Origin of the sequence: Virgibacillus alimentarius (assembly GCF_000709085.1) — a bacterium.
Taxonomy (GTDB): Bacteria; Bacillota; Bacilli; order Bacillales; family Amphibacillaceae; genus Virgibacillus_B; species Virgibacillus_B alimentarius.
In genome coordinates this window covers 34373-56936 of the sequence record NZ_JFBD01000010.1, presented here as the reverse complement: position 1 = coordinate 56936, position 22564 = coordinate 34373, and the positions used below count along the sequence as shown (strand labels likewise).

At 38.7% G+C, this 22564-nt stretch carries 21 protein-coding genes and 1 pseudogene; 15 read left to right on the top strand and 7 right to left on the bottom strand.

Annotated elements, in window-relative coordinates; genetic code table 11:
- Nucleotides 1-41: 41 nt before the first annotated feature.
- Nucleotides 42-1649 carry a PucR family transcriptional regulator gene (locus tag GZ63_RS0102145; protein WP_029266403.1) on the bottom strand — a complete coding sequence of 536 codons (1608 nt, stop codon included), beginning with the start codon at nucleotides 1647-1649 and terminating at the stop codon, nucleotides 42-44.
- A 204-nt stretch (nucleotides 1650-1853) separates the two neighbouring features.
- On the opposite strand from GZ63_RS0102145, the gene GZ63_RS18030 reads away from it, so the two are divergent.
- The 14 genes from GZ63_RS18030 to GZ63_RS0102070 all read left to right on the top strand — a co-directional run bounded on the left by GZ63_RS18030 (nucleotide 1854) and on the right by GZ63_RS0102070 (nucleotide 19042).
- Nucleotides 1854-1994 (top strand): hypothetical protein, encoded by a 141-nt coding sequence (locus tag GZ63_RS18030; RefSeq protein WP_198020897.1) that lies wholly within the window; start codon nucleotides 1854-1856, stop codon nucleotides 1992-1994.
- A gap of 1 nt (nucleotide 1995) precedes the next feature.
- Complete coding sequence (locus GZ63_RS0102135) at nucleotides 1996-3567, top strand: sodium/proline symporter (protein ID WP_029266401.1); 1572 nt, start codon at nucleotides 1996-1998, stop codon at nucleotides 3565-3567.
- The gene (locus GZ63_RS0102130; protein ID WP_029266399.1) at nucleotides 3564-4058 is read left to right on the top strand and encodes a hypothetical protein; all 495 of its coding nucleotides are present in this window, start codon (nucleotides 3564-3566) and stop codon (nucleotides 4056-4058) included. Before GZ63_RS0102135 ends, GZ63_RS0102130 begins: the two co-directional genes overlap by 4 nt.
- A gap of 104 nt (nucleotides 4059-4162) precedes the next feature.
- Nucleotides 4163-5623, top strand: a complete 1461-nt coding sequence (locus tag GZ63_RS0102125) for a CoA-acylating methylmalonate-semialdehyde dehydrogenase (RefSeq protein ID WP_029266397.1) — start codon at nucleotides 4163-4165, stop codon at nucleotides 5621-5623.
- A 23-nt stretch (nucleotides 5624-5646) separates the two neighbouring features.
- Entirely contained in the window at nucleotides 5647-6993 is a 1347-nt protein-coding gene (locus GZ63_RS0102120; RefSeq protein ID WP_029266395.1) for an aspartate aminotransferase family protein, read from the top strand.
- A 123-nt stretch (nucleotides 6994-7116) separates the two neighbouring features.
- On the top strand, nucleotides 7117-8259 hold the full coding sequence (locus GZ63_RS0102115; protein WP_029266394.1) for a M20 family metallopeptidase: 1143 nt from the start codon (nucleotides 7117-7119) through the stop codon (nucleotides 8257-8259).
- Nucleotides 8260-8732: 473 nt separating this feature from the next.
- On the top strand, nucleotides 8733-10082 hold the full coding sequence (locus GZ63_RS16290; protein WP_226374291.1) for a sodium:solute symporter family protein: 1350 nt from the start codon (nucleotides 8733-8735) through the stop codon (nucleotides 10080-10082).
- A gap of 221 nt (nucleotides 10083-10303) precedes the next feature.
- Nucleotides 10304-11677 (top strand): NAD(P)-dependent oxidoreductase, encoded by a 1374-nt coding sequence (locus tag GZ63_RS0102100; protein WP_029266389.1) that lies wholly within the window; start codon nucleotides 10304-10306, stop codon nucleotides 11675-11677.
- A gap of 37 nt (nucleotides 11678-11714) precedes the next feature.
- Nucleotides 11715-12986 (top strand): NAD-dependent dihydropyrimidine dehydrogenase subunit PreA, encoded by a 1272-nt coding sequence (gene preA, locus GZ63_RS0102095; RefSeq protein WP_029266387.1) that lies wholly within the window; start codon nucleotides 11715-11717, stop codon nucleotides 12984-12986.
- A gap of 59 nt (nucleotides 12987-13045) precedes the next feature.
- Nucleotides 13046-14470 (top strand): dihydropyrimidinase, encoded by a 1425-nt coding sequence (gene hydA / locus GZ63_RS0102090; RefSeq protein ID WP_029266385.1) that lies wholly within the window; start codon nucleotides 13046-13048, stop codon nucleotides 14468-14470.
- A 90-nt stretch (nucleotides 14471-14560) separates the two neighbouring features.
- Nucleotides 14561-14791 carry a hypothetical protein gene (locus tag GZ63_RS0102085; RefSeq protein ID WP_029266383.1) on the top strand — a complete coding sequence of 77 codons (231 nt, stop codon included), beginning with the start codon at nucleotides 14561-14563 and terminating at the stop codon, nucleotides 14789-14791.
- A 19-nt stretch (nucleotides 14792-14810) separates the two neighbouring features.
- Nucleotides 14811-16046: a Zn-dependent hydrolase gene (locus GZ63_RS0102080; protein WP_029266381.1), complete on the top strand. Its 1236-nt coding sequence runs from the start codon at nucleotides 14811-14813 to the stop codon at nucleotides 16044-16046.
- Between the two features lie 458 nt (nucleotides 16047-16504).
- Complete coding sequence (locus GZ63_RS0102075) at nucleotides 16505-18217, top strand: sulfate adenylyltransferase (protein WP_029266379.1); 1713 nt, start codon at nucleotides 16505-16507, stop codon at nucleotides 18215-18217.
- Nucleotides 18218-18337: 120 nt separating this feature from the next.
- Nucleotides 18338-19042, top strand: coding sequence for an RluA family pseudouridine synthase (locus tag GZ63_RS0102070; RefSeq protein WP_029266377.1), 705 nt, complete (start codon nucleotides 18338-18340; stop codon nucleotides 19040-19042).
- An 80-nt stretch (nucleotides 19043-19122) separates the two neighbouring features.
- Here the strand turns inward: GZ63_RS0102070 and GZ63_RS0102065 are convergent, their stop codons facing one another.
- The 3 genes from GZ63_RS0102065 to GZ63_RS0102055 all read right to left on the bottom strand — a co-directional run bounded on the left by GZ63_RS0102065 (nucleotide 19123) and on the right by GZ63_RS0102055 (nucleotide 20193).
- On the bottom strand, nucleotides 19123-19509 hold the full coding sequence (locus GZ63_RS0102065; RefSeq protein ID WP_029266375.1) for a reverse transcriptase-like protein: 387 nt from the start codon (nucleotides 19507-19509) through the stop codon (nucleotides 19123-19125).
- Between the two features lie 81 nt (nucleotides 19510-19590).
- On the bottom strand, nucleotides 19591-19791 hold the full coding sequence (locus tag GZ63_RS0102060) for an SHOCT domain-containing protein (protein WP_029266373.1): 201 nt from the start codon (nucleotides 19789-19791) through the stop codon (nucleotides 19591-19593).
- 54 nt (nucleotides 19792-19845) lie between these two features.
- The gene (locus GZ63_RS0102055; protein WP_029266371.1) at nucleotides 19846-20193 is read right to left on the bottom strand and encodes a winged helix-turn-helix transcriptional regulator; all 348 of its coding nucleotides are present in this window, start codon (nucleotides 20191-20193) and stop codon (nucleotides 19846-19848) included.
- 129 nt (nucleotides 20194-20322) lie between these two features.
- Between GZ63_RS0102055 and GZ63_RS0102050 the strand changes: the two genes are divergently transcribed.
- Nucleotides 20323-20664 (top strand): DoxX family protein, encoded by a 342-nt coding sequence (locus tag GZ63_RS0102050; RefSeq protein WP_029266369.1) that lies wholly within the window; start codon nucleotides 20323-20325, stop codon nucleotides 20662-20664.
- A gap of 102 nt (nucleotides 20665-20766) precedes the next feature.
- Here the strand turns inward: GZ63_RS0102050 and GZ63_RS0102045 are convergent.
- From GZ63_RS0102045 to GZ63_RS0102035, 3 genes and pseudogenes are all read right to left on the bottom strand, one after another.
- Nucleotides 20767-20984, bottom strand: a pseudogene (locus tag GZ63_RS0102045) (BCCT family transporter); the annotation flags it as partial.
- A gap of 163 nt (nucleotides 20985-21147) precedes the next feature.
- Nucleotides 21148-21426: a DUF3219 family protein gene (locus GZ63_RS0102040; protein WP_029266366.1), complete on the bottom strand. Its 279-nt coding sequence runs from the start codon at nucleotides 21424-21426 to the stop codon at nucleotides 21148-21150.
- Between the two features lie 237 nt (nucleotides 21427-21663).
- Nucleotides 21664-22248 (bottom strand): LOG family protein, encoded by a 585-nt coding sequence (locus GZ63_RS0102035; protein ID WP_029266364.1) that lies wholly within the window; start codon nucleotides 22246-22248, stop codon nucleotides 21664-21666.
- Nucleotides 22249-22564: the final 316 nt, after the last annotated feature.

The following is a 22564-nucleotide window of genomic DNA, read 5'->3' as shown; positions in this document are numbered from 1 at the left end:
AGACCCTTGAGAAATCAAGGGTTTTTTAGCATCATTAGCAATCATACTCTTAGTGGTTTTAAACCGTTCATTTCCAAATAGTTCTTTGCATAGATAGCAAATTCAATCATTACTCTGTTCTCGGGATGGATATAGTCCTCTCCGAGTAATTCTTTTATTTTATTTAATCGGTGATAGAGTGTTTGACGTACAATGAATAATTCGCGTGCAGTTTCATTTTTTGAACCCAGGTTTTTTAAATAAATTTGAAGTGATTTTAAAAGTTCTGTCCCTTTTTTAAAATCGTGATCTAGGAGGGGACCGATATAATCGTTAATTATCTCCTCTAGCTCATTTGTATCAGATATTTGTTCCACTAGTCGATATAAAGCAAGATTATGATAAAATGGCTCTTCTAGTTTTTGTATGTTTTTTTGAAAATGTAGCGTAGATAAAGCGGTTTGATAGCTTGTTTGGACTTGATCATAGTTTTTCACAGTTTTACCGAAACTTAACCACTTTAGATTTTCAGAAACCGAAGGATTGACATTCAAATTGTTTATTTTATTTAGAGCCCTCTTTAGTCGGTGGGACATATTTTTTTGTTTTCGTTGATTTATTAATAATAGGATAAAATGATTGCGTTTATGGTCCTTAGTTGCTAGTAAGTGGTACCCTTCATTTTTGAATATAGTACGAATGAACATCAGTGTCTCGGTAAAAAAACTTTCATCGTTTTGTTTAGTAATTGAGCTAGATGCAGATGGAAAGACAGCGATACTTACTTCATTCAACTGTATTGAAGTGTTTTCTTGAAGCATTTTCATCATTGTTTCCTCGCTGGATATTTCCCCACGCAAGGCATCGAGTATCCATTCATTCTTTTTAACTTTATGAATTTCCGTTTGTTGACGGTGCTTCCAAAAATATTGCGCGAGAAATTCACTACAACGCTTGATGGCAAGTTGGTTGAATAAAGAAATGTTCGTGTCTTCTATGGTGTAGAGCTGTGCAATTTGTTCATTTAAAAAATAAATTGATGTGAAATCGTAATCCATATGGTTCTTGTTCGTTTTTAATTCTGTTTTTATTTTTTGCTTTACGCTGGATGTGGGAGAAGGGAAAAACCAATATTCTCCCGTATCATGAACAAGGACGACTTGCTTCTTAGTTGTTAAATGTAATTTTTTCAAAAACGCTTCAATGGGACCATTGGACACTAAAATATGGTTGAAATCTTTATTTAAATTTTCCAACTCCCACCAAAAATTTTCTTGATACCCAAGTAAAAGTTCATGAATATCTTTAGTAATATCTATGAATTTGACCTCTTGATTAAAAAGAATAATAGGAAAGTCATTTTGTTCGGCCAGTTTTAACATTTCGGTGGGCAAACTTTGAATTTGATTACGCCCGTTAAGATCAATACAAAGCCCCGATGCTTTAAAATCTAGCAACTGTTGTAAATAATATAAACTTTTTTCTTTATCATTTGCCCATTCTGACCCCGTTGACAAAATCAATTCCCGACCATGAAGCAAATGACCGAAATTTTCAATTTCAACAATGTGCACCCATTTCACTTTTCGATTCAAGCCTTTGTTGCCTGCTACTATTTCCGTGTCTTGAAAGTCAGACCGTTGTAAAATGGCTCTAATCGTTAATTCCATCTTTTATCACCCCAATTTCAATATGTCAATGAAAGCGCTATCTTATTTTAACATTTCGTCTAATGAAAACTGAATAGTTTGATTATAATATGTATTCAGATGATTAGTTTATCACCAATAGGTTGTACTAATTATCTATTCATCTCATATCAATTAAATGACAAGATGAAGGTTAATCGAGTGTGGAGGAAGGAGGTACAGATCTTGTTTAACTTTCCCGTTGAATCCTTTTGGCTTATTGTTCCATGGCCTTTTATTTGGTTAGCATTAGGTATCTTTATGTATTTCAGAAATAAGAGAGATGATGACTTAGAAGATCCATCTGAAGGCGAGGTGAAAAATTAATATGAAAGACGATGTTCTTATTTTTCTAATCTATTTATTTTTATTGCTTTGTGTTGGTTTGTATTTTTCTAGGAAGGCATCTAAATCACCGAATAGTTATTTATTGGGGGATAGAAAAGTAGGACCAGCTGTTACTGCGCTAACAATGCAAAGTACTTCGATGAGTGGTTTTATGTTCCTCGGTGGACCTGCATTAGCTTTTCAACATGGTTGGTACGCAATGATGTATGCAATCGGGGATGCTGGTGGAGGAATCATTAATTTATCCGTATTAGGAAAAAGAATGCGTCGTATGTCAGAGCTATTAGGGGCATTATCGCCAATTGAATATTTGGAAAAGCGTTTTAAAAGTGCTGCAGTAAGGATTGTAGGGTCAATCATCGCAACTGTATTTCTGTTTGCGTACGTATTTGCACAGTTTTTAGCGGCTGGTAAAGCACTAGAATCTTTGACGGGATGGAAGTATGAGTGGGCAGTAGTTGTTGGCGTTGGTGTAATTGTTATTTATACAGTTGCTGGCGGATATTTGGCAGTAGTATGGACAGACTTTTTTCAAGCACTCGTTATGCTTGTGGGAGTAGCTTGTATTTTAGTTGTAGCCTTCGTACATGTCGGTGGGCTTTCAGGCTTAAATCAATCACTTGGAGAAATGGATCCATCTTATTTAAGTATTTGGGGGGAAGACTATATTTATTACGGACAATGGGGAGTTATTTTAGGCTCAAGTTTAATTTATATGATCGGGTATATGGGACTTCCCCATGTTGTCGTGCGACATATGTCAATGGAAAGTACAAAAACAGTTAAGTCAGCAACATTATGGTCAGCGATATATAATCAGCTTTTTGCTTATTCACCATATCTATTAGGTTTAGTTGGGATTGTACTTCTACCTAATCTAAGTGATCCGGAAATGGTTATTCCGACGCTTGCCTATACATTTTTCCCTGGCGTTGTTGCTGCATTATTACTTTCAGCTGTGATGGCAGCAATTATGTCAACGTCAGATTCTATATTAATGCAGGCGGGAACGATTTTGTCTCGTGACGTATACCAGCGGTTTATAAACAAAAAGGCCAATCCTACTAAAATGATCTTAATTTCACGCCTGAGTATTTTATTCGCGGGAATAACAGGAATACTAGTCGCTGTGATTCAACCCCCTAAAGTATTTGATCTCGTAGTTTTTGCGTTTGGGACGATGGGGAATAGTTTCATGGTGCCATATATTGCCGCTGTATATTGGAAAAAAGCAAATAGCACGGGTGTCCTATGTTCCATGATTGGAGGAGGAATAACGAATATTCTTTGGACAGCACTTGATTGGCAAGCTATTACAGGTCTTCATCCATTTCTTGCGGGATTGTTTATTTCAGTGATCGGGATGATAATTGGTAATTTATTTGGAAATCCACCTACTTCCGATATGGAAGAAATATTTGAAGAAGCAAAAGGCCCGCGGAGGTTACCAAAAAAAGTGGAGCAGAATATAGCACAGGACATTGCACCTGAGGCAAGAGTTATTTCAGACTTTATGAAACATAAACCATCTGTTCAAGGTGTACAACGATGAATAAGATCATTTATTCCGAAAATGTGCGTTTTGATCATCATGAATTAAAACTTGTATTTGAAAAAACAGATGCGAATAACTTGTTTCATGTTAATCAATTGGTGTTCTATCCCTACTACTATTTTGAATATAAATTAGAAAGAAAAAGTCTTTTTCATCCAAAGGGCGGGATGATTGGTTGTACAATTGACGGGATTAACGGAATCGGAGCAATTGTTAATACGTTTCCTTGTTTTGAAAAACAAGCAATACAAACGGATGCAATTATTCCGGGAAAAATAAAATCCGCGGATGCGAAAGTAATTGCTAAAAAGTTTGTCTATGACACAATTTCATATAAAATGAAGGTTTTTTCCCCACCACCGATTATATTGACAATGAAGGAAATATTTTATCGCCCATATTGGATTGTAGAAGGGGGAGATATCTACTTAGAAAATAAATTTATGTTAACTGTTGATGCAGTAACTGGCAAGTATCATCCATTGTGAAGATGTTCAATAAAAAATAAAATCAATTAACCTTTTGTCTAATGAATCGATCATTTATAAAAATTATAATCAGAATAGTTGAACAATAATAGGAGGAATAAAATATGAATGTATCAATAAAAACACAAAAACTTAAAAACTTTGTAGGTGGGAAATGGATGGATTCAAATACGCAACAATATCAAGATGTACCAAACCCAGCAACAGAAAAAATACTCGCGCAAGTACCTATTTCAACTTTAGAAGATTTAGATAATGCGGTAGGTGCTGCGAAAGAAGCTTTCAAAACCTGGAGTAAAACACCTGTTCCAAAAAGAGCAAGAATTCTATTCAAATACCAACAGCTTTTAGTTGAAAATCATGAGGAACTGGCAAAACTTGTCACTCAAGAAAATGGAAAGGCCTATAAGGAGGCTTATGGTGAAGTATTACGCGGGATTGAGTGTGTTGAATTTGCAACAGGAGCACCGAGTTTAATGATGGGCGACTCACTATCAACCATTGCGAGTGATATTGACTCCGAAATGTTCCGTTATCCAGTTGGTGTAGTAGGGGGAATTACGCCATTTAATTTTCCAATGATGGTACCTTGCTGGATGTTCCCACTTGCAATTGTGTGTGGTAATACCTTTGTAATGAAGCCTTCCGAACGAACGCCAATTTTAGCAAATCGCCTAGCAGAATTATTGATAGAAGCTGGTCTGCCAAGTGGTGTGCTTAACATTGTTCATGGTGCACATGACGTAGTTAACGGTTTGTTAGAACATAAGGATGTTAAAGCAATCTCGTTTGTTGGTTCACAACCGGTAGCAAAACATGTATATGAAACAGCAGCTGCTCATGGTAAGCGTGTGCAGGCGTTATCAGGAGCAAAAAATCATTCGATTGTTATGCCTGATGCCGATGTAGAGAAGGCAGTAGAACAGATCATTAGTGCTGCGTATGGTTCAGCCGGTGAACGCTGCATGGCTTGTTCTGTTGTTGTGGCGGTTGGTGAGATCGGTGATCAACTGGTAGAAAAATTAGTAAAAGCAGCAGATGAAATTAAAATCGGTAATGGCCTTGATGATGGTGTGTTTTTAGGACCTGTTATTCGCGATAACCATAAGGATAAAACGGTCAATTATATAGAAACGGGTATAAGCGAAGGGGCGAAACTAGTACGGGACGGAAGAAAAGATAAAGCAAATAATAGTAATGGATATTTTGTAGGGCCGACGATATTTGATGGAGTCGGAACGGATATGACCATTTGGAAAGAAGAAATTTTTGCTCCGGTATTATCTATTGTCCGTGCTGATTCATTAGAAGAAGCGATTGAAACTACAAACGAATCAAAATTTGCAAATGGATCGTGTTTATTCACAAGAGATGCAGGCAATATTCGAACTTTCCGGGAAACAATTGATGCTGGCATGTTGGGAGTAAATTTAGGCGTACCTGCACCAATGGCATTTTTCCCTTTTTCTGGAGCGAAGGACTCCTTTTATGGTGATTTGCACACGAATGGAAAAGATGGGGTGGAATTTTATACGAAAAAGAAAATGATTACATCACGCCTGTAGAAACAGGAGAGGGAGGAAATAACATGGAGACAAAATCAAATGATTTATTAAGTAAAGATGCTAAGTATATCTGGCATGCGATGCGCCGCTACAATGCTGGTGCATCCTCCATGGTAGTTACTGAAGCGGATGGTGCGTGGATAACAGATATGAATGGAAAAAAATATCTGGATGGAATGTCTGGTTTATGGTGTGTAAATGTTGGATACGGAAGGGAGGAACTGGCCGAAGCAGCATACGATCAAATGAAAGCACTTCCTTATTTTCCTATGACCCAAAGTCATATTCCGGCAATCGAGCTTGGCGAAAAGCTAAATGAATGGCTTAACGACGACTATGTGATCTTTTTTTCCAATAGTGGATCGGAGGCAAATGAAACAGCGTTTAAAATGGCTCGTCAGTACCATCAGCAAAAAGGAGAGGGTGGTCGGCATAAGTTTATTGCCAGATATCGAGCGTATCATGGAAATACGATGGGATCTCTTGCTGCGACAGGTCAAGCACAAAGAAAGTACCGATATGAGCCCTTGGCACAAGGATTTCTTCACGTTACACCACCAGATATGTACAGAAGTCCGTATAAAGGTACATTGGAAGAACAAAGTCTAGCATGTGCGGATGAAATTGATCGAGTCATGACATGGGAAATTGATGAAACAATTGCAGCAGTCATTATGGAACCTATTATTACAGGTGGCGGTGTTTTGATACCACATGAAAGCTATTTGCCACGTGTCAAGGAAATTTGTGAAAAGCATGGTGCCTTATTAATCGTTGATGAAGTAATTTGCGGTTTTGGTCGGACTGGTAAACGATTTGGATTTCAGCATTATGGTGTAAAACCGGATATTGTCACAATGGCTAAAGGAATTACAAGTGCATACCTGCCATTATCAGCAACCGCTGTAAAAAAAGAGATTTTCGAAGCATTTAAAGAAGAAGGTGAATATAATCATTTCCGTCATGTTAACACATATGGGGGAAATCCATCAGCCTGTGCGGTTGCGCTTCGAAATATTGAAATTTTTGAAAAAGAGAATCTTGTGGAGCGCTCTGCTAAACTAGGAGCAAAACTTTTGGAGGAGATGACTGATCTAAAAGATCATCCGAATGTTGGCGATGTTCGTGGTAAAGGTTTAATGATGGGGATTGAATTGGTTGAAGATAAGGATACAAAAGAACCAGCTGCCGTAGAAAAGGTTGATAAAATCATTGGTTTTTGTAAGAAACAAGGATTGATTATTGGAAAGAATGGCGATACGGTTGCCGGATTTAATAATATATTACAACTTAGTCCACCGCTTAGTATAACAGATGACGATTTAAAGTTTATAGTGAATACGGTGAAGAAGGCTTTTGCACAACTTTAAATAGTCATTGGAATCCTGGTTCCAAAATCAGGATTCCAATGACTGATTTTCTCGTATAAAATGGTTCGTCGTACAAAATTAGGTTATAACGATAGATAACAAGAAAGAAACGGAGGACTTTTAATGCTACATTCGGCTGTTGAACTTACCTCAAAGTTAGTTAAAATAAACTCCGGAAATCCTATTAATACCGAAAAAAGAGTAACTGAATTTATTTGTGAATGGCTTGAAAAAGAAGATATTCCCTATCAATTACAGGAAGTTGAGCTGAATCGAAACAATGTTATTGCTCGAATTCCCGGAAAGGGAAAACGTGCTCCTATTGTATTAATTGCTCACTGTGATACTGTACCGGCCGGTGAGGAATGGACACAAGATCCATTTGGCGGCGAAATAGTAGGTGATAAACTATTTGGACGTGGATCCGCTGATATGAAGTCTGGTCTTGCATCGGCTCTTTATGCCTTAAAAGAAGCAAGCAAAGAACCATCGTTACCCGGGGATTTTATTGTTGTGGTATCTGTTGACGAAGAGGGACCTGGAATGAAAGGTGTAATGAAATTTTTACAATCCAATTATATAGATTCTTCAACGATGACTATTGCACCGGAACCAACAAATTTGGAAATTGTTCGTGCTCACCGTGGTGTTATGTGGTATGAAATAAAAACATACGGAAAGTCATCACATGGCGGTCATGCAGAAAGAGGAGTTGATGCGAACCATGCATTGGCTGAAATTTTATGTGAAATCAAATCAGTTGTGAATGGTCTTCCTTTTGATAACAAATATTTAGGGAAATCTTTGTTATCCATTGGAAAGATAGCAGGTGGGACCAAAACGAATGTAGTTCCTGACCAAGCAAGAGCTGAAATAGACTTTAGAATTGTTCCGCCTTTGGATGATAAAACTGCAAATAAAATTATAGAAAAGTCAGTTAATCGTGGTCTAGCAAGAATACCAGGAGCTAAAGTGGAGATTAATAATCTTGGTCTACAGCGCCCGCCAGTTGAAGTACCTGACTATGCTGAGGTGGTTAAATTGCTATCAAAGGGATATAAAAGGATTCTAAATACCGAACCTGTTCAAGGTGGATATGTAGCATACACTGATGCAGCTGTGGTTTCATGGAAATTAAATAATAAAAATGCAATTTGTTTTGGCCCAGGAAATCTTGAACAAGCCCATACAATTGACGAGTGGGTATATATAGAAGAAATTGAGAAATGCGTTGAGATATTTAAAATGTTAGCACTTGAATATTAAATAAATTAGGACCAAATAAGACTGATAGTCTGTGTTTAACTCCATGTGTTTTCATTAATTGTTTGATATCTTTTTGTGTCAGTAGATCTCCCGTGTTTTATATTTAACACAGAAAGGAAGATTAATTTGAAAAGAAATGGATTACGGATTTTTTTTATTGTGGCGCCCGTTATTGGTTTAGTTATGTTAGAGAGTCCTCTTATCTTACTTGCTAATTCCATAGAACCAATGATTTTTGGCCTTCCCTTCTTAGTTGCCTGGGTGTTGTTTTGGTGGGCTTTTTGTACCACTATCTTTTTTATTGCGTATAAATTGAACTGGGGAAAATAAAAGTAAATTTTTAAGGGTGAGTATTTATGACTATTGGAGTTATTATTATTGCTCTTTTTATGATCCTCCCTTTAATAATAGGATTTATTGCATCGGCAAAGTCAAAAGGTTCCAGTGATGATTATTTTATTTAGGGGAGAGATATGGGATCTGTAGCTGCTTTTTTTACTGTATCAGCCACATGGTGGAGCGCATTCGCTTTTCTTGGATCTAATGCCTCATTTTATATCGAGGGGCCAGTCTACTTGACTGCTTTTGCGTGGAATATATTATTTGGTTTTTTGTATTTTTTTGTAGGAAAAAGAATTTGGTATTTAGGAAAAAAGTTTAACTATGTAACGCCTTCTGACTTATTAGGGGATTTCTATAATAATGAAAAAGTACGTATTATTGTTGGTTTGATAGTTATTATATTCACTATACCCTATCTACAAATTCAACTAACAGGTGGTGCATATTTAATAGAGGTGGCTTCTGGCGGAATTATTCCTTTCTGGTTAGCCGCTCTTCTGTTTTATACAGTTATCATAATTTATGTTTGGATTGGTGGAATGCGGGCAGTAGCATGGACAGATATTATATACGGGGCACTATTGTTTTTCGGATTGCTTTTTGTTGGCTTTTATATTTCCAAGACAGTTGGAGGACCAATAGCTCTGTTTAAACAAATGTTGGAGTCGAATCCGGAACATCTTACTCTCCCAGGACCTGAGGGGTCCTCCGGATACAGTGCATGGATTTCTTTATGTTTTATTACTGCGATTGGAGCTCTAATGGGCCCTCAACTTTGGTTACGTATGTACGCTGTAAAAAATGGTAAATTATTTAACTTAATGCCATTTTTAATTTCCTTTGTAGCGATTACTTATATTGGCTCTGTGCTTGTTAGCTGGACTGGAGTATTGAAAATGCCAGGTGTAGTGAATGCGGATCAAATACTTCCTTTAATGGTTATGGAGTATGCACCATTTATTATCGGCGCGCTAATACTAGCTGGTGGAGCTTCGGCAGCAATGTCAACGGCTAACAGTCAAATTCACGCAGTATCAGCTGTAATGACAAAAGATTTTTATCAAAGGTATGCTAACCCATTAGCATCTCAGAGTAAATTAATACAGATGGGAAGATATTTTCTACTTATATTTTCTATATTAGCTTATTTTCTTACTTTGTTTGCTCCAGGTCTCTTAGTTACTATTGGCTTGATTGCATTCGGTGGTACAGCACAACTTATTGTCCCCACAATCGGTGCACTATTTTGGAAAAGATCAAATGCATATGGCGCTATCACTGGCTTAACTGTAAGTATTTTGTTCATTATTTTGTTTACCTTTATTCCGGGATTATCAAGTCCACTCGGGTTAGATCCAGCAATGTGGGGGCTTTTAATTAACTTTGCTTTTTTTATTATAGTAAGTTTAACAACATCACCAAGGGATCAAGAAGTGGTAGAACGCTTTGAAAAAGCCATTCTATCTTTTAAAAATGAGTAATGAGTGTTTTTATATCAGCACTAATCGTATAAATACAAAGTGTCTAATCGTCTTTAAAGCATTTTTACACTTTGTCTAGCATATAATTAATTCTAAAAATTATAATAAAAGGAGTAGGCTTTAGTGAAGCATTAGTGAAAATATTTTAATATAGCATATAAAATATTTTAACTAATGCTCTTGATTTCTTTACTATTTAACTCTCAAAAGGAGGTCCATCAATGGGAAATTTACTGCAAAATTTGCTGTCAGCTGAAGACCTAGCAAAGAATTTTGATGAGTCCAAGCCTAGTTATAATGCGCAAGAAGCATTAGATGAAGCGAACCGATGTCTTTATTGTTATGATGCGCCTTGTATTAAAGCCTGTCCGACCGGAATTGATATTCCCGGCTTTATTAAGAAGATTGCATCGGGAAATTTAAAAGGTTCCGCAAAGAATATTATGGAAGCTAATCCGATAGGTGCAAGTTGTGCTCGGGTTTGTCCGACAGAGGAATTATGTGAGGGAGCCTGTGTGTTAAATAACTCTACAAAACCTATCATGATCGGTGATTTGCAACGTTTTGCCACTGACTGGTCCATTAAAAATGAGCAGGTATTATTTAACGCAGGTGAAAAAAATGGTAAAAGTGTTGCAATTGTTGGTAGTGGTCCAGCAGGTTTATCCGCGGCTCGTGAACTTGCAAGACTAGGTTATCAGGTGACAATTTTTGAGAGGAAAGAAGAGGCGGGAGGGTTGGACACACACGGTATTGTTCCTTTTCGGCTACCAAAAGATATCTCATTATGGGAAGTGGAACAGGTGGAGCAATTAGGGGTTGAAATCCGTACAAATACAGAAATTGGAAAAGATATGATAGCTGATGAACTCATCGATAATTACAATACGGTTATTCTTGCTGCAGGTATGTCGACAGTACCGATGCTTGGCATAGAAGGAGAAGATTTAGGTGGGATCTACGATGCAATTGAGCTTGTGGAAAAGACAAAGAATAAAAATTATCCAAAAGAGTTTGCCGGCAAACATGTGGTTGTAATTGGGGCAGGGAATACAGCGATAGATGGTGCTACAACATCAGTAAGACTAGGAGCGGATAACGTTCAGATTCTTTATCGCCGTACTGAAACAGAAATGACCGCCTATGAATTTGAATATGAATTTGCAAAACAAGATGGTGTGGAATTTAGATGGCTGACTGCACCTAAACGTCTTATTAGTGATCATGGGGGCCATTTGAAACAGATAGAGTGTGTACGAATGGAGCTAAAAGAGATGGGGAATGGTGAACGCCCGCGTCCAGTTGAAGTAAAAGGTTCCGAGTTTTTAATTGATGTTCATATTCTCGTTAAGGCGATTGGTCAGACGAGACATATGCACATCATTGAAGCATTTGATTTAGAACATAACGGTGGTGTGGTAAAGGTAGATCCTGAAACATACGTTACATCAAATCCGAAAGTTTATGCTGCAGGTGACGTTATTTTTGGAAAGGGAATTGGTGAGGCAATGGTAGTTTCTGCCGCACAACAAGGAAAAGAGACGGCATATGCCATCCATCAGCAATTAAAGGATTCTTGTACAGAGAGTGCCTGAAATGAGAAAGTAGATGTATGAAAAGGGGGAGAATAAAATGGCCGATATAAGTATTAACTTTGCTGGGATTACATCGCCAAACCCATACTGGCTTGCATCTGCACCTCCGACAAATACTGGGTATCAGGTACAGCGAGCATTTGAAGCTGGATGGGGTGGTGCAGTATGGAAAACGCTTGGTGAACCTGTATTGAACGTTACTTCGCGCTTTGGTGCACATCATTTTAATGGTCAGCGTGTTGCCGGATTTAACAATATTGAATTGATATCTGACCGACCGATTGAAGACAATTTAAAAGAAATTTATGACACAAAAAAACGCTTCCCGGACCGGGCCATCATTGCGTCATTAATGGTTGAACCCAAACGGGAAAAGTGGCATGAAATTGTTAAACGTGTTCAAAATGTAGGGGTAGATGGTTTTGAGTTGAATCTCGGCTGTCCGCATGGCATGTCGGAAAGAGGAATGGGAGCAGCAGTTGGTCAGCATCCAGATTTAGTGGAAAAAACAACCTTATACGCGAAAGAAGCTGCTGAAGTACCGGTAATAACTAAACTGACACCAAATATCACAGATATTACTGCAACGGCAAAAGCAGCGGAGCGGGGTGGAGCCGACGCGATAAGTATGATCAATACGATCAATAGTTTAATAGGTGTAGATTTGGATACATGGAATACGATCCCAAATGTGAACGGAATGGGAGCACATGGAGGGTACTGCGGTCCAGCGGTTAAACCGATTGCTCTGAATATGGTCGGGGAATGTGCACGTCAACCAGATATTAATATTCCAATCTCAGGGATTGGTGGGGTTTCAACTTGGCAGGATGCTGTTGAATTTATATTGATGGGCGCAGGAGGCGTACAGATTTGTACAGCCGCAATGCATCATGGGTTCAGTATTATTGATGATCTGAATGAAGGGTTGAATAATTATTTAGATGATAAGGGGATCTCTTCCTTAAATGAGATCATCGGTGTCTCAGTGAAAAAATATACCGACTGGAGCAATTTGGATTTAAATCATAAGATCGTTGCACGTATTAATAATGACATATGTATTAATTGTAATAAGTGCCATATTGCTTGTGAAGACACTTCACATCAATGTATCGATATACTGACCGATGAAAAGGGCAATGATTATTTACAAGTTAGAGAAGATGACTGTGTTGGATGCAATCTTTGCTCCATTGTTTGTCCGGTTGATGGGGCAATTGACATGGTGGAACTTATACCGACAGAGCCACCATTGTCATGGAATAAACGCCAGTCAGCACTTCAAACGCTTAATAGCAAAAATTAATAACTCATTAAATGAATCATTGCTTTCGTCTCTTTACTAAAAATAAGGAGGATTCACTCATGAAAAAAATGATTAAAAATGGAACAATTGTAACAGCAACGGATACCTATACTGCAGATGTATTGATTGAGGATGAAAAAGTAAGAGCAATTGGTCAAAATTTAAGTGATATATATGCAGAGGTTATTGATGCTTCAGGATATTATGTTATGCCGGGAGGGATAGATCCTCACACACATATGGAAATGCCCTTTGGTGGAACAGTGACAAAGGATGACTTTGAAAGCGGTACCATCGCGGCGGCACATGGAGGTACAACGACAATTATTGACTTTTGCCTAAGTGAAAAGGGAAGTTCACTAAAAAATGCGCTCAACAATTGGCATGCGAAGTCCGAAGGGAAAGCCGTTATTGATTATGGATTTCATTTACAAATTGCTGAAGCAAGTGAACGTATATTAAAAGAAATGCCACGGGTGATTGAGGAAGAAGGTGTTACCTCCTTTAAAATATTTATGGCTTATAAAAATGTTTTGCAGGCTGATGATGAGACCCTTTTTCAGACATTAATTACAGCCAAGGAACATGGTGGTCTGGTGATGGTTCATGCGGAAAATGGGGATGTTATTAACTATTTAACAGAGAAAGCGCTGAAAGAAGGAAATACCGACCCAATTAACCATGCCTTAACGCGCCCAGCGGAACTAGAAGGTGAAGCAACAGGTCGAGCTGCGAAACTTACCGCCCTTGCGGATTCTCAATTATATGTGGTGCATGTAACATGTAAGGAAGCGGTTGAACAGATTGCAGATGCGCGTAGCAAAGGGTTCCATGTATACGGTGAAACCTGCCCGCAGTATCTTGTTCTCGACCAATCCAATCTTGAAAAACCAAACTTTGAAGGAGCCAAGTATGTTTGGTCGCCGCCGTTACGGGATAAGTCAAACCAAGGGATTTTATGGGATGCCTTAAAGACCGGTCAATTGCAGACGATCGGTTCTGATCATTGTTCATTTGATTTTAAAGGCCAGAAAGAACTCGGTAAAGGTGATTTTTCCAAGATACCAAATGGAGGACCATTTGTTGAAGACAGATTTAGTGTGTTATTTTCCGAAGGTGTGAAAAAAGGACGGATTTCCTTGAATAAGTTTGTAGACATTATCTCTACAAAGTCCGCAAAGCTATTTGGTCTATTTCCTCAAAAAGGAACGATCGCACCGGGTAGTGATGCCGATATTGTTTTGTTTGATCCGAATAAAGAACGTACGATTTCTGTTGATACACATCAGATGAATGTGGATTACAGTGCGCTGGAAGGGATGAAGGTAACAGGCGAACCAATAACTGTGCTTTCCCGCGGGGAGTATGTGATCAAAGATAAACGGTTCGTTGGAAAGCCGGGAATGGGTAAATTTCTGAAATGCGATAAGTTTCCTCGTGATGCTCATGAAAAGATTGAAAAGGCAGGGAATTTAGTTAAATAATTTATATGTAGGTTGAAGTGTAAACTGCCTGATCGTTTAAGATATGGAAGATGAGAGGGAAGAGGTAAGCCATTAAGGGGGGATATTTCATTGTCAAACGATGATGTTTTTTTAACAGAAAAACTTAAAATAGACAAATTAATAAAAGGCGGTTATATCATTATTAGCACGCATGGGACGCTAGATGGAGATATTGTGGAATTTGAAAATAAAGTCAAAAATCCTAAAAGGGAAACAATGCTTTTAACACATCCTGACAGCAGGAAATACTTCACGACTTTGTATATTCAACAGCAGCAAAAGCGCGAAGCCGCATTTTAATATGAATGGTGGGAAAAATATGGAAAAGCAAAAAATCCTGATTAATGGTGAACGTTTGAAACAGACGTTGGAGTTATTTGCTGACTTTGGAAGGACAGAAAATAATGGGGTCACACGCCTAGCATTTTCAGATGAGGATATCAGAGTAAGAAAGTATTTTAGTTCCTTGTGTAGGGAGCTTGGCATGACAGTTACACAGGATGATATGGGAAATATGTATGCAACACTACAAGGAATGGAAAATGATAAACCGCCAGTTGTCATAGGGTCTCATTTGGATTCAGTAGAAAAAGGAGGCCGATTTGATGGTGTACTTGGGGTCGTGACAGGTCTTGAAGTAGTCAGAACAATGGTGGAAAATGGTATTACACCAAAGGTTCCAGTAGTGGTTGCTAATATCACGAATGAAGAAGGTGCAAGATTTGAACCTTCAATGATGGCTTCCGGCGTTATCTCCGGGCGATTTGATAAATCAGAAATGTTAAAATCAACCGATAAAAATGGTATTTCATTTGGGGAAGCACTCAAAAATAGCGGGTTCGAAGGAAAGGAAGAAAATCGTTTAAAGGAAGCCGCCGCGTTTCTAGAGTTACACATTGAACAGGGACCTGTTCTGGAAAGTGAGTCACTTGCGATTGGAGTTGTGGAATGTGTTGTCGGTATGGTGTGTTATGAAATAGAGGTCACCGGAGATTCTAATCATGCGGGTACAACACCAATGCCACTGAGAAAAGACGCATTATTTGCAGCAAATCATTTAATTTCAGAACTACGTCAAAAAATGAGGCAACTTAATGATCGTCTTGTTTATACCATTGGAAGAATGAACGTTAGCCCAAATATTCACACGGTTATCCCGAATAAAGTTGTCTTTACCCTTGAATCAAGGCATCAAGATACAGAAACGATTAAACAGGTCGAAGAAATTATTCAAACGCTCCCGGAATCTTCCGGCAAAGAGAAGTGCGAAGTCAAAGCAACAAAGCTGTGGGACAGAGATACAGTTTGGTTTGATGAAAATCTTGTTCGTTCACTTGAGCAGTCTTCAAAAATGATAGGTTATCCATATAAACGCATGGTCAGTGGTGCCGGACATGATGCACAATTTATTTCAACGTATATTCCATCTGCAATGGTCTTTGTTCCGAGTGTAAATGGAAAAAGCCATGCGGAAGACGAACTTACGTCATGGGAGGACTGTGAAAAAGGAGTAAATGTCGTATTACAAACAGTACTGGATTTAACAATAAATTAAGCAGTGAGAAATGTGTGAGCGGGAATGGAATCCATTCCTGCTTACACATTTTTACTAGAAAAGCGTTTATACCTGGCTTTTTATTGATTCATCCTCCTATTGATCATTTGTTTGTCTGCGCGGTGGGATTGAAATAGATCGTACTTTTTTGCTGTTTGCTTGCATATAATTATATGGGGAATTACAAAGAACCCTGTATATAATTCGAATAAAGGAGTAAGATTCATCTAGTGCTTGAACATATAATCGGACTTCCTTTAATGCAGACGTAAATCGAGGAGAATCAGTCATTAAAAGACAAAATATTTCACCTTTTCGAATAGTTCACTACTGAAAGCGGTTACAAATTATGTTATGATAATAGTGGTCTTACATAGATAGACTACTATTTTTCAAGATTGCTTTTGAGTAAGTTTTGGAAACCGGGAAGTTAGTAGTTGAAACAAGGAGGAGATGTCATGAGTCAAAAATCATTTGTTTTGAATCAAGAGAAAATGGCGAGTTACCCCCAACAACCGCATGGTGGGAAATTGGTTAACCGTCTGCTTACAGGCAAAAAACGTGATCAGGAGATGGAAAGAGCAAAGCAGTTGCCAATGATCGTTGTTGATATGGAAGCTGTCATTACGCTCGAAATGATTGCCACGGGTGTTCTGTCTCCGAATGAAGGTTTTATGAATAAAGAAGATTATAAATCAGTTCTGACAGAGGGCAGATTAAAAAATGGTCTGATTTGGCCGACGCCACTTAGTTTTGCACCAACAGGAGACCGTAATAAGCAGGTCATTGATTCGCTGTCCGTTGGCGATGAAGTCTGTCTTGCTGACGACACGAAAGAGCCGGTTGCGATTCTCAAATTGGAAGACATTTTTGCTTATGATCGAGATTTTCGTGCTTCTCACCTTTTTGGAACGACTGATCGAAGTCACCCAGGTGTTGATTCGATTTACCGTCGGATGGGGGATACTGCTTTAGGCGGACCAATTACGATGCTTCGTCGCGTGCACTGGGGTCCTTTTGAGCAGCTAAGACTTGAGCCGAAAGATACATTTGAACTTTTTTATGAGGAAAAGAATTTCAGATCCGTTGGTGGATTTATTACAGGGGCCAATCCTATGCACCGCGGTCACGAATATATCCATCGAAATGCGCTGGAAGAGCTTGATGGATTACTCGTTCAGCCGCTTGTGGAGATGGCAAAGCGCGAATATACACGTCCTGAGTTCCGTATGTTAGCATACCGCAGTGTGATGGATACGTATTATCCGAAAGAACGCTCTGTACTTGCACCACTAAGGGTTACGTATATTTTCGCCGGTCCACGTGAGGCCGTTCTTCATGCTTTAATTATGAAAAATTACGGTTGTACGCATGCCTTGATTGGCCGGGATCATGCTGGGATCGGGGATTTCTATGATAAATATGCCAGCCATTCTGTTTTTGATAAATTTACAGAAGATGAATTAGGTATTGATATTCGATTGTTCCACGAAGTATTTTATTGCACGCGTTGTGACAGCCCGTCAACGGAGCAAACGTGCCCACATGATAAACAATACCGGATTAACATTTCTGGTACTGGTGTTAGGGAATTGCTGCGTTATGGAGTCTTGCCTCCAAAGGAGATTGTGAGACCGGAATCTGCTCGGATTGCGATGCAAGGTATTCAGCCAAAAGGGGTCGATGAGCATCATCAAGCCGTTAACCCTGTAGGCAAAGCCATCAAAAGTATATTTCCATCTTACTTGGAATATTCAAGACTGGGCGGACCAAAGCGCAAGAAGCCTTTAGAGGTAGAACAACTTACAATTGATGACTTAGAGGCGGCTATAACGGATGTTCGATCCAATGCGGACCGAATTTACAAAGAAATTTATGATGAATTTAGTTATGCTTCGGACATCAGGCGTGAGGTGCAGCCAGAGTGGGTTGCAGATGCTCGTGAATCGGTCAGGAAACAGCAGCAAATGGTTATTGATTATTTGGAAGAAAAGGTGGATAAAGCACCAGAAACTGCTTCGGATGAATATATGTACCAGGATAAGGAAGAAGCCGAGCGTGAGTTGGAAGTAGCACGGAAAATTTTTGAAGATACACCATCATCACTGCGCTCTGAATCGATAAAATATAGAACGTGGAATCCAATGCCATATGATCGTTATCGAAGCTAAGGATGAACAGTTGAATATCGTTAGAAGCAGGGGCACCTGGAAGGGTGTCTCTTATTTCTATGTCCGCCTATCTACTTGTGATATGATGGATGCACGATGTTTTAAAGGAGTTCTTGCTTTATGAATATACCAATTTTATATGAAGATAATCATTTGCTTGTTGTCGAAAAGCCTGTAAATATGCCCGTGCAAAAGGATAAGACCGAAGACGATGATTTACACAATTTCTTAAAAAGGGATTTAAAAATCCGCTATCAGAAGCCGGGGAATGTGTATCTTGGGCTTGTCCATCGGCTGGACCGGCCAGTAGGTGGTGCGATCGTATTTGCCAAAACATCTAAAGCTGCATCCAGACTATCCGACATGCTGCGAAGAAGGGTCATTCATCGAAAATATTTAGCCGTCGTTCGTGGAGTTCCTCTCAAAAGAGAAGCGACGTTGGAACATTATTTAGTTAAAAATCGTCGAAAGAATAAAGTGTTTACTACCAGCCCCGGCGATAAACAAGCTAAAAAAGCAGTGTTAGATTATGAAGTACTCGACGTAACAGGGGATATGAGCCTACTTTCTGTTGAACTTCATACAGGCAGACCGCATCAAATACGTGTCCAGCTCGCTGAAACAGGCTGTCCGCTTTACGGAGATCAAAAATACGGGGGTCATACCAATAAAATAGGAGAACAAATTGCGCTATGGGCACACTATTTACAATTTGAACACCCAGTCAAAAAAGAACCCGTCACCTTCCACTCCAAGCCACCCAAAAAACACCCATGGACACAGTGGAGTACAGGTGCCTGGCACCACCCGAATTTTGTCGAATAATCAATATAGTGTAAAGAAAAAAAGCCGTACGGGGAATGAACTTCTCTGTACAGCTTTTTTTGTTGTTAATTCCATTCATCTTATATCCTGATTGCTTTTCTAGCCAATTCATCGGCATGTTTATTATGACTTTCTGAGATCCACTTGATAAAGAAATACGGGAAAGAATTGGATTCTTTCTTAATTTCCTCAAGTAGTGGAAGGAATGTTTTATTTTTCGTAAAGTCTTTTTCTACCGTATCTACGACTATCCGGGAATCGGAGCGAAAGGACAATATTTCATCTGGGAAATGTTCCTGACAGATTTTCAATGCTTCGATGACCGCCTGAAATTCCGCTTCATGGTTGGAGCGCACCCCAAGCGGAATGGCGTATTCATATATGTTTCCGTTTGCTTTCATATACACGCCAGCCCCACTCTTGCCTGGGTTTCCGCTGGATGCTCCGTCTGTATAGACTTCAATCAATATATGCACACCCTTCTGAAAGGTGCCTGGCACCACCCGAATTTTGTCGAATAATATTAGGGAAGTGGATAGACCCCGCAATTATTCATTTATCTTCTTCAGTAATGTTCGATATTCTTCCTCCGTAATTTCTCCACGTCGGTAGCGATCATTGATCATGCAAATAGACTCGCTGCACGCCGGTTTCTTCTTATTTTTTAAAATGATGATTACCGAAATAATGACTAAAGCCGTGATAATTAACCAGGTAATGCCAAAAAAGCTACCATCCATGTTATTCATTCTTTTTCTCCTTCTTTTTCCGTTATACTTTTGAATTTACGAATCGATAGACGATTATTCTCTTGCTTGTTCCTTATCATTTTTGTTTAAGTGTTCAAAATGCGAAGTTCCCCATTTTTGCATGGATTTAAGAATCGGGATAATGCTTTGTCCGTAATCTGTAAGGGAATATTCGACCTTTGGAGGAACTTGTGGATACACTTTTCGATGAACAATATGATGGTATTCAAGCTCTCTTAATTGTGAAGTTAACATTTTCTGCGTAATGTTCGGAATGGATCGTTTTAGTTCGTTAAACCGCATTACTTTATTTTCCATTAAGTGAAATAGAATAATCGGCTTCCATTTTCCAGCCATTGCATCAATAGCGACTTCTACCCCGTGACAGGTTTTATCCTCCATACCATTTCCCTCCTAAATCAATCTACAATAGTATCATTTTGGATACTATAGCACTTTTTTGTGCGTACTTCAAAATAGTTCCTATATCCTCCATAATTATAATATAACAATTGTATTGGAGGAATTCATATGTATATTTTATCAATTATCGTACAAATCCTACTCGGGTTGGGTTTTATCATGTTCGGTTGGATGAAATTCACTTCCAAGGAAATGGTTGATGGGTTTAATCATTTTGGGCTGCCACAATGGTTTCGGATCGTAACAGGCTTATTTGAATGGATCGGAGCGATAGGAATCATTGTTGGCATTTGGTATCCACAACTTGCATTTTTATCCGGCATGTGGCTTGCGATGATTATGTTTTTTGCTATTTTAGCCCATGTACGCGCAAAAGATCCAATATCACAAACAAAGATGCCAGCTATTTTGCTCGTCCTATCTTTGGTGGTTGTCTTTTTAAATAGTTAATTGGGAGTGACACCTCCCAATTTTTTTGTCGATTATTATTCAAAAAGGACAGTGGGAAGACGCTAGCCAAAGCAATAGGCAGAGGAAGGGGAATATTCCCCTCTATCTTCTCCGGTGTTCAGCTCGTACATTATATTTCCATGCCTTGTCTTCGTCGATCATCTTTTTTGCTGCGTAGATGGTTAAAAATTGGATGATGATAATTGGTATTCCCATGAGCCCGAACAGCACTTCTAGCGTTGCAAGTCCCCGACTTTCATAAGCAGTAGCGCAAGCGCAGTTATGATTGCTACTGTAATAATTCGCAAATTCCTTGATGGCCATATTTTCCTAGCATGATAGATATGGTGAACTGAATTTGCGGAAAATTAAAAAAGGGGCTTCGAATAGGAGCATTTCCTGTCATGAGGCAGTTGCGCATACATCTGAATGAGGGTAACATTATAATGGAGATGGACTTTGAAATACAGCAGGGGGGCGGGCTCAGACCCCCTTCAAACACAGCTGAAATTCACCTACATTGCCTTTTTCATAAAGGTTTGTGATTGAGGTTGAATACTCCTGGATCGTGCCTTTAAATTTGAGATCCCTTTCAGGTACTTTGACATCAAAAGTTCCTTCATACAGAAGTGTGGTCACGTCATGGTAGGCTTCGCTAGCCACGTCAAATGTAACGGAGATAACATCGCCATCCTTCGCCTTTTTTTCCTCGTAATCTTTTACCGAAATACTATAATTATTTAAAATGATTTGGTTTACCAAAGCGATCCCATCCTTTCAAATTTTCCTTGCCTTTATAATAGAATCTCCCTTTTGATTATATTCTAGTATAAAATCATTGGTTGCGCACTGTAACGATATAAAGTTAAAGCGTCATGACCGCAACTATTTTGTCTTTCTTCTCTACTTCTTTATGTGACCGCGTATAATCTAGAAATACAAAAAAACAACATATCAAGGTGCGCTTGCATCCTGATATATTGCTCTTTCTTGTCCCAATCAGCTTTGCTTTTTATCCGTTAGATATGACTTTGCTGAAGGGGCTTCATATGTAAGGAATTGATCAAGCAGTCTATTTGGTACGGTATCTACAAGCGCCATCGAACGGAATTTTTCTTGCATGAATTGCTGATCCGTCATATGGTTCAGCAAATGAACAAGCGGATCATAGTAATGATTGATATTTAAAATCCCACAAGGTTTTTGATGAAGGCCTAATTGGGCCCATGTAAAAATCTCAAAAAACTCTTCTAATGTACCCGCACCGCCTGGCAAAGCGATAAATCCATCAGCTAGATCTGCCATTTTTGCTTTTCGTTCATGCATGGAATCCACAATGATGAGATCCGTTAAGCCTTCATGAGATATCTCCTTTTTTTCAAGAAAGTCAGGCATGACACCAATCACTTTACCACCTGCTTCCATAACCGAATCTGCAACTGCACCCATCAACCCAACGCTTGCACCGCCATACACAAGTGCTATATTTCTTTTTGCCAGTTCTTTCCCAAGCATTGTTGCGCTTTCGATATAAGCATCCGAAGCTCCATTACTTGATCCACAAAATACTGCTAACGATTTCATGTTTTATCTCCTCCTGAAATAAATCGTTTAAAAATCTTCATTAATTTAAAAACGAAAGATGGATTAGAATGAGTGTAACTGAATTTCAAATATGGGTAAAGAATTCTTATAATATTAGAAGAGAGTTTTTATTAATATCAATTATGGTTTTATTAATGCATCAAAAAACTGCAAGAGTTACAGTCTCACTCTCTCGTTAATTTTTAACTTTTTAGAATTGACATGGCTTAAAAAAAGCTATATAGTAATACGCTGTATACTCATTTGAAAATGTCTTTTCATTCTCGCGTTCTAAATAATTGCTTGGGGGAAAGTG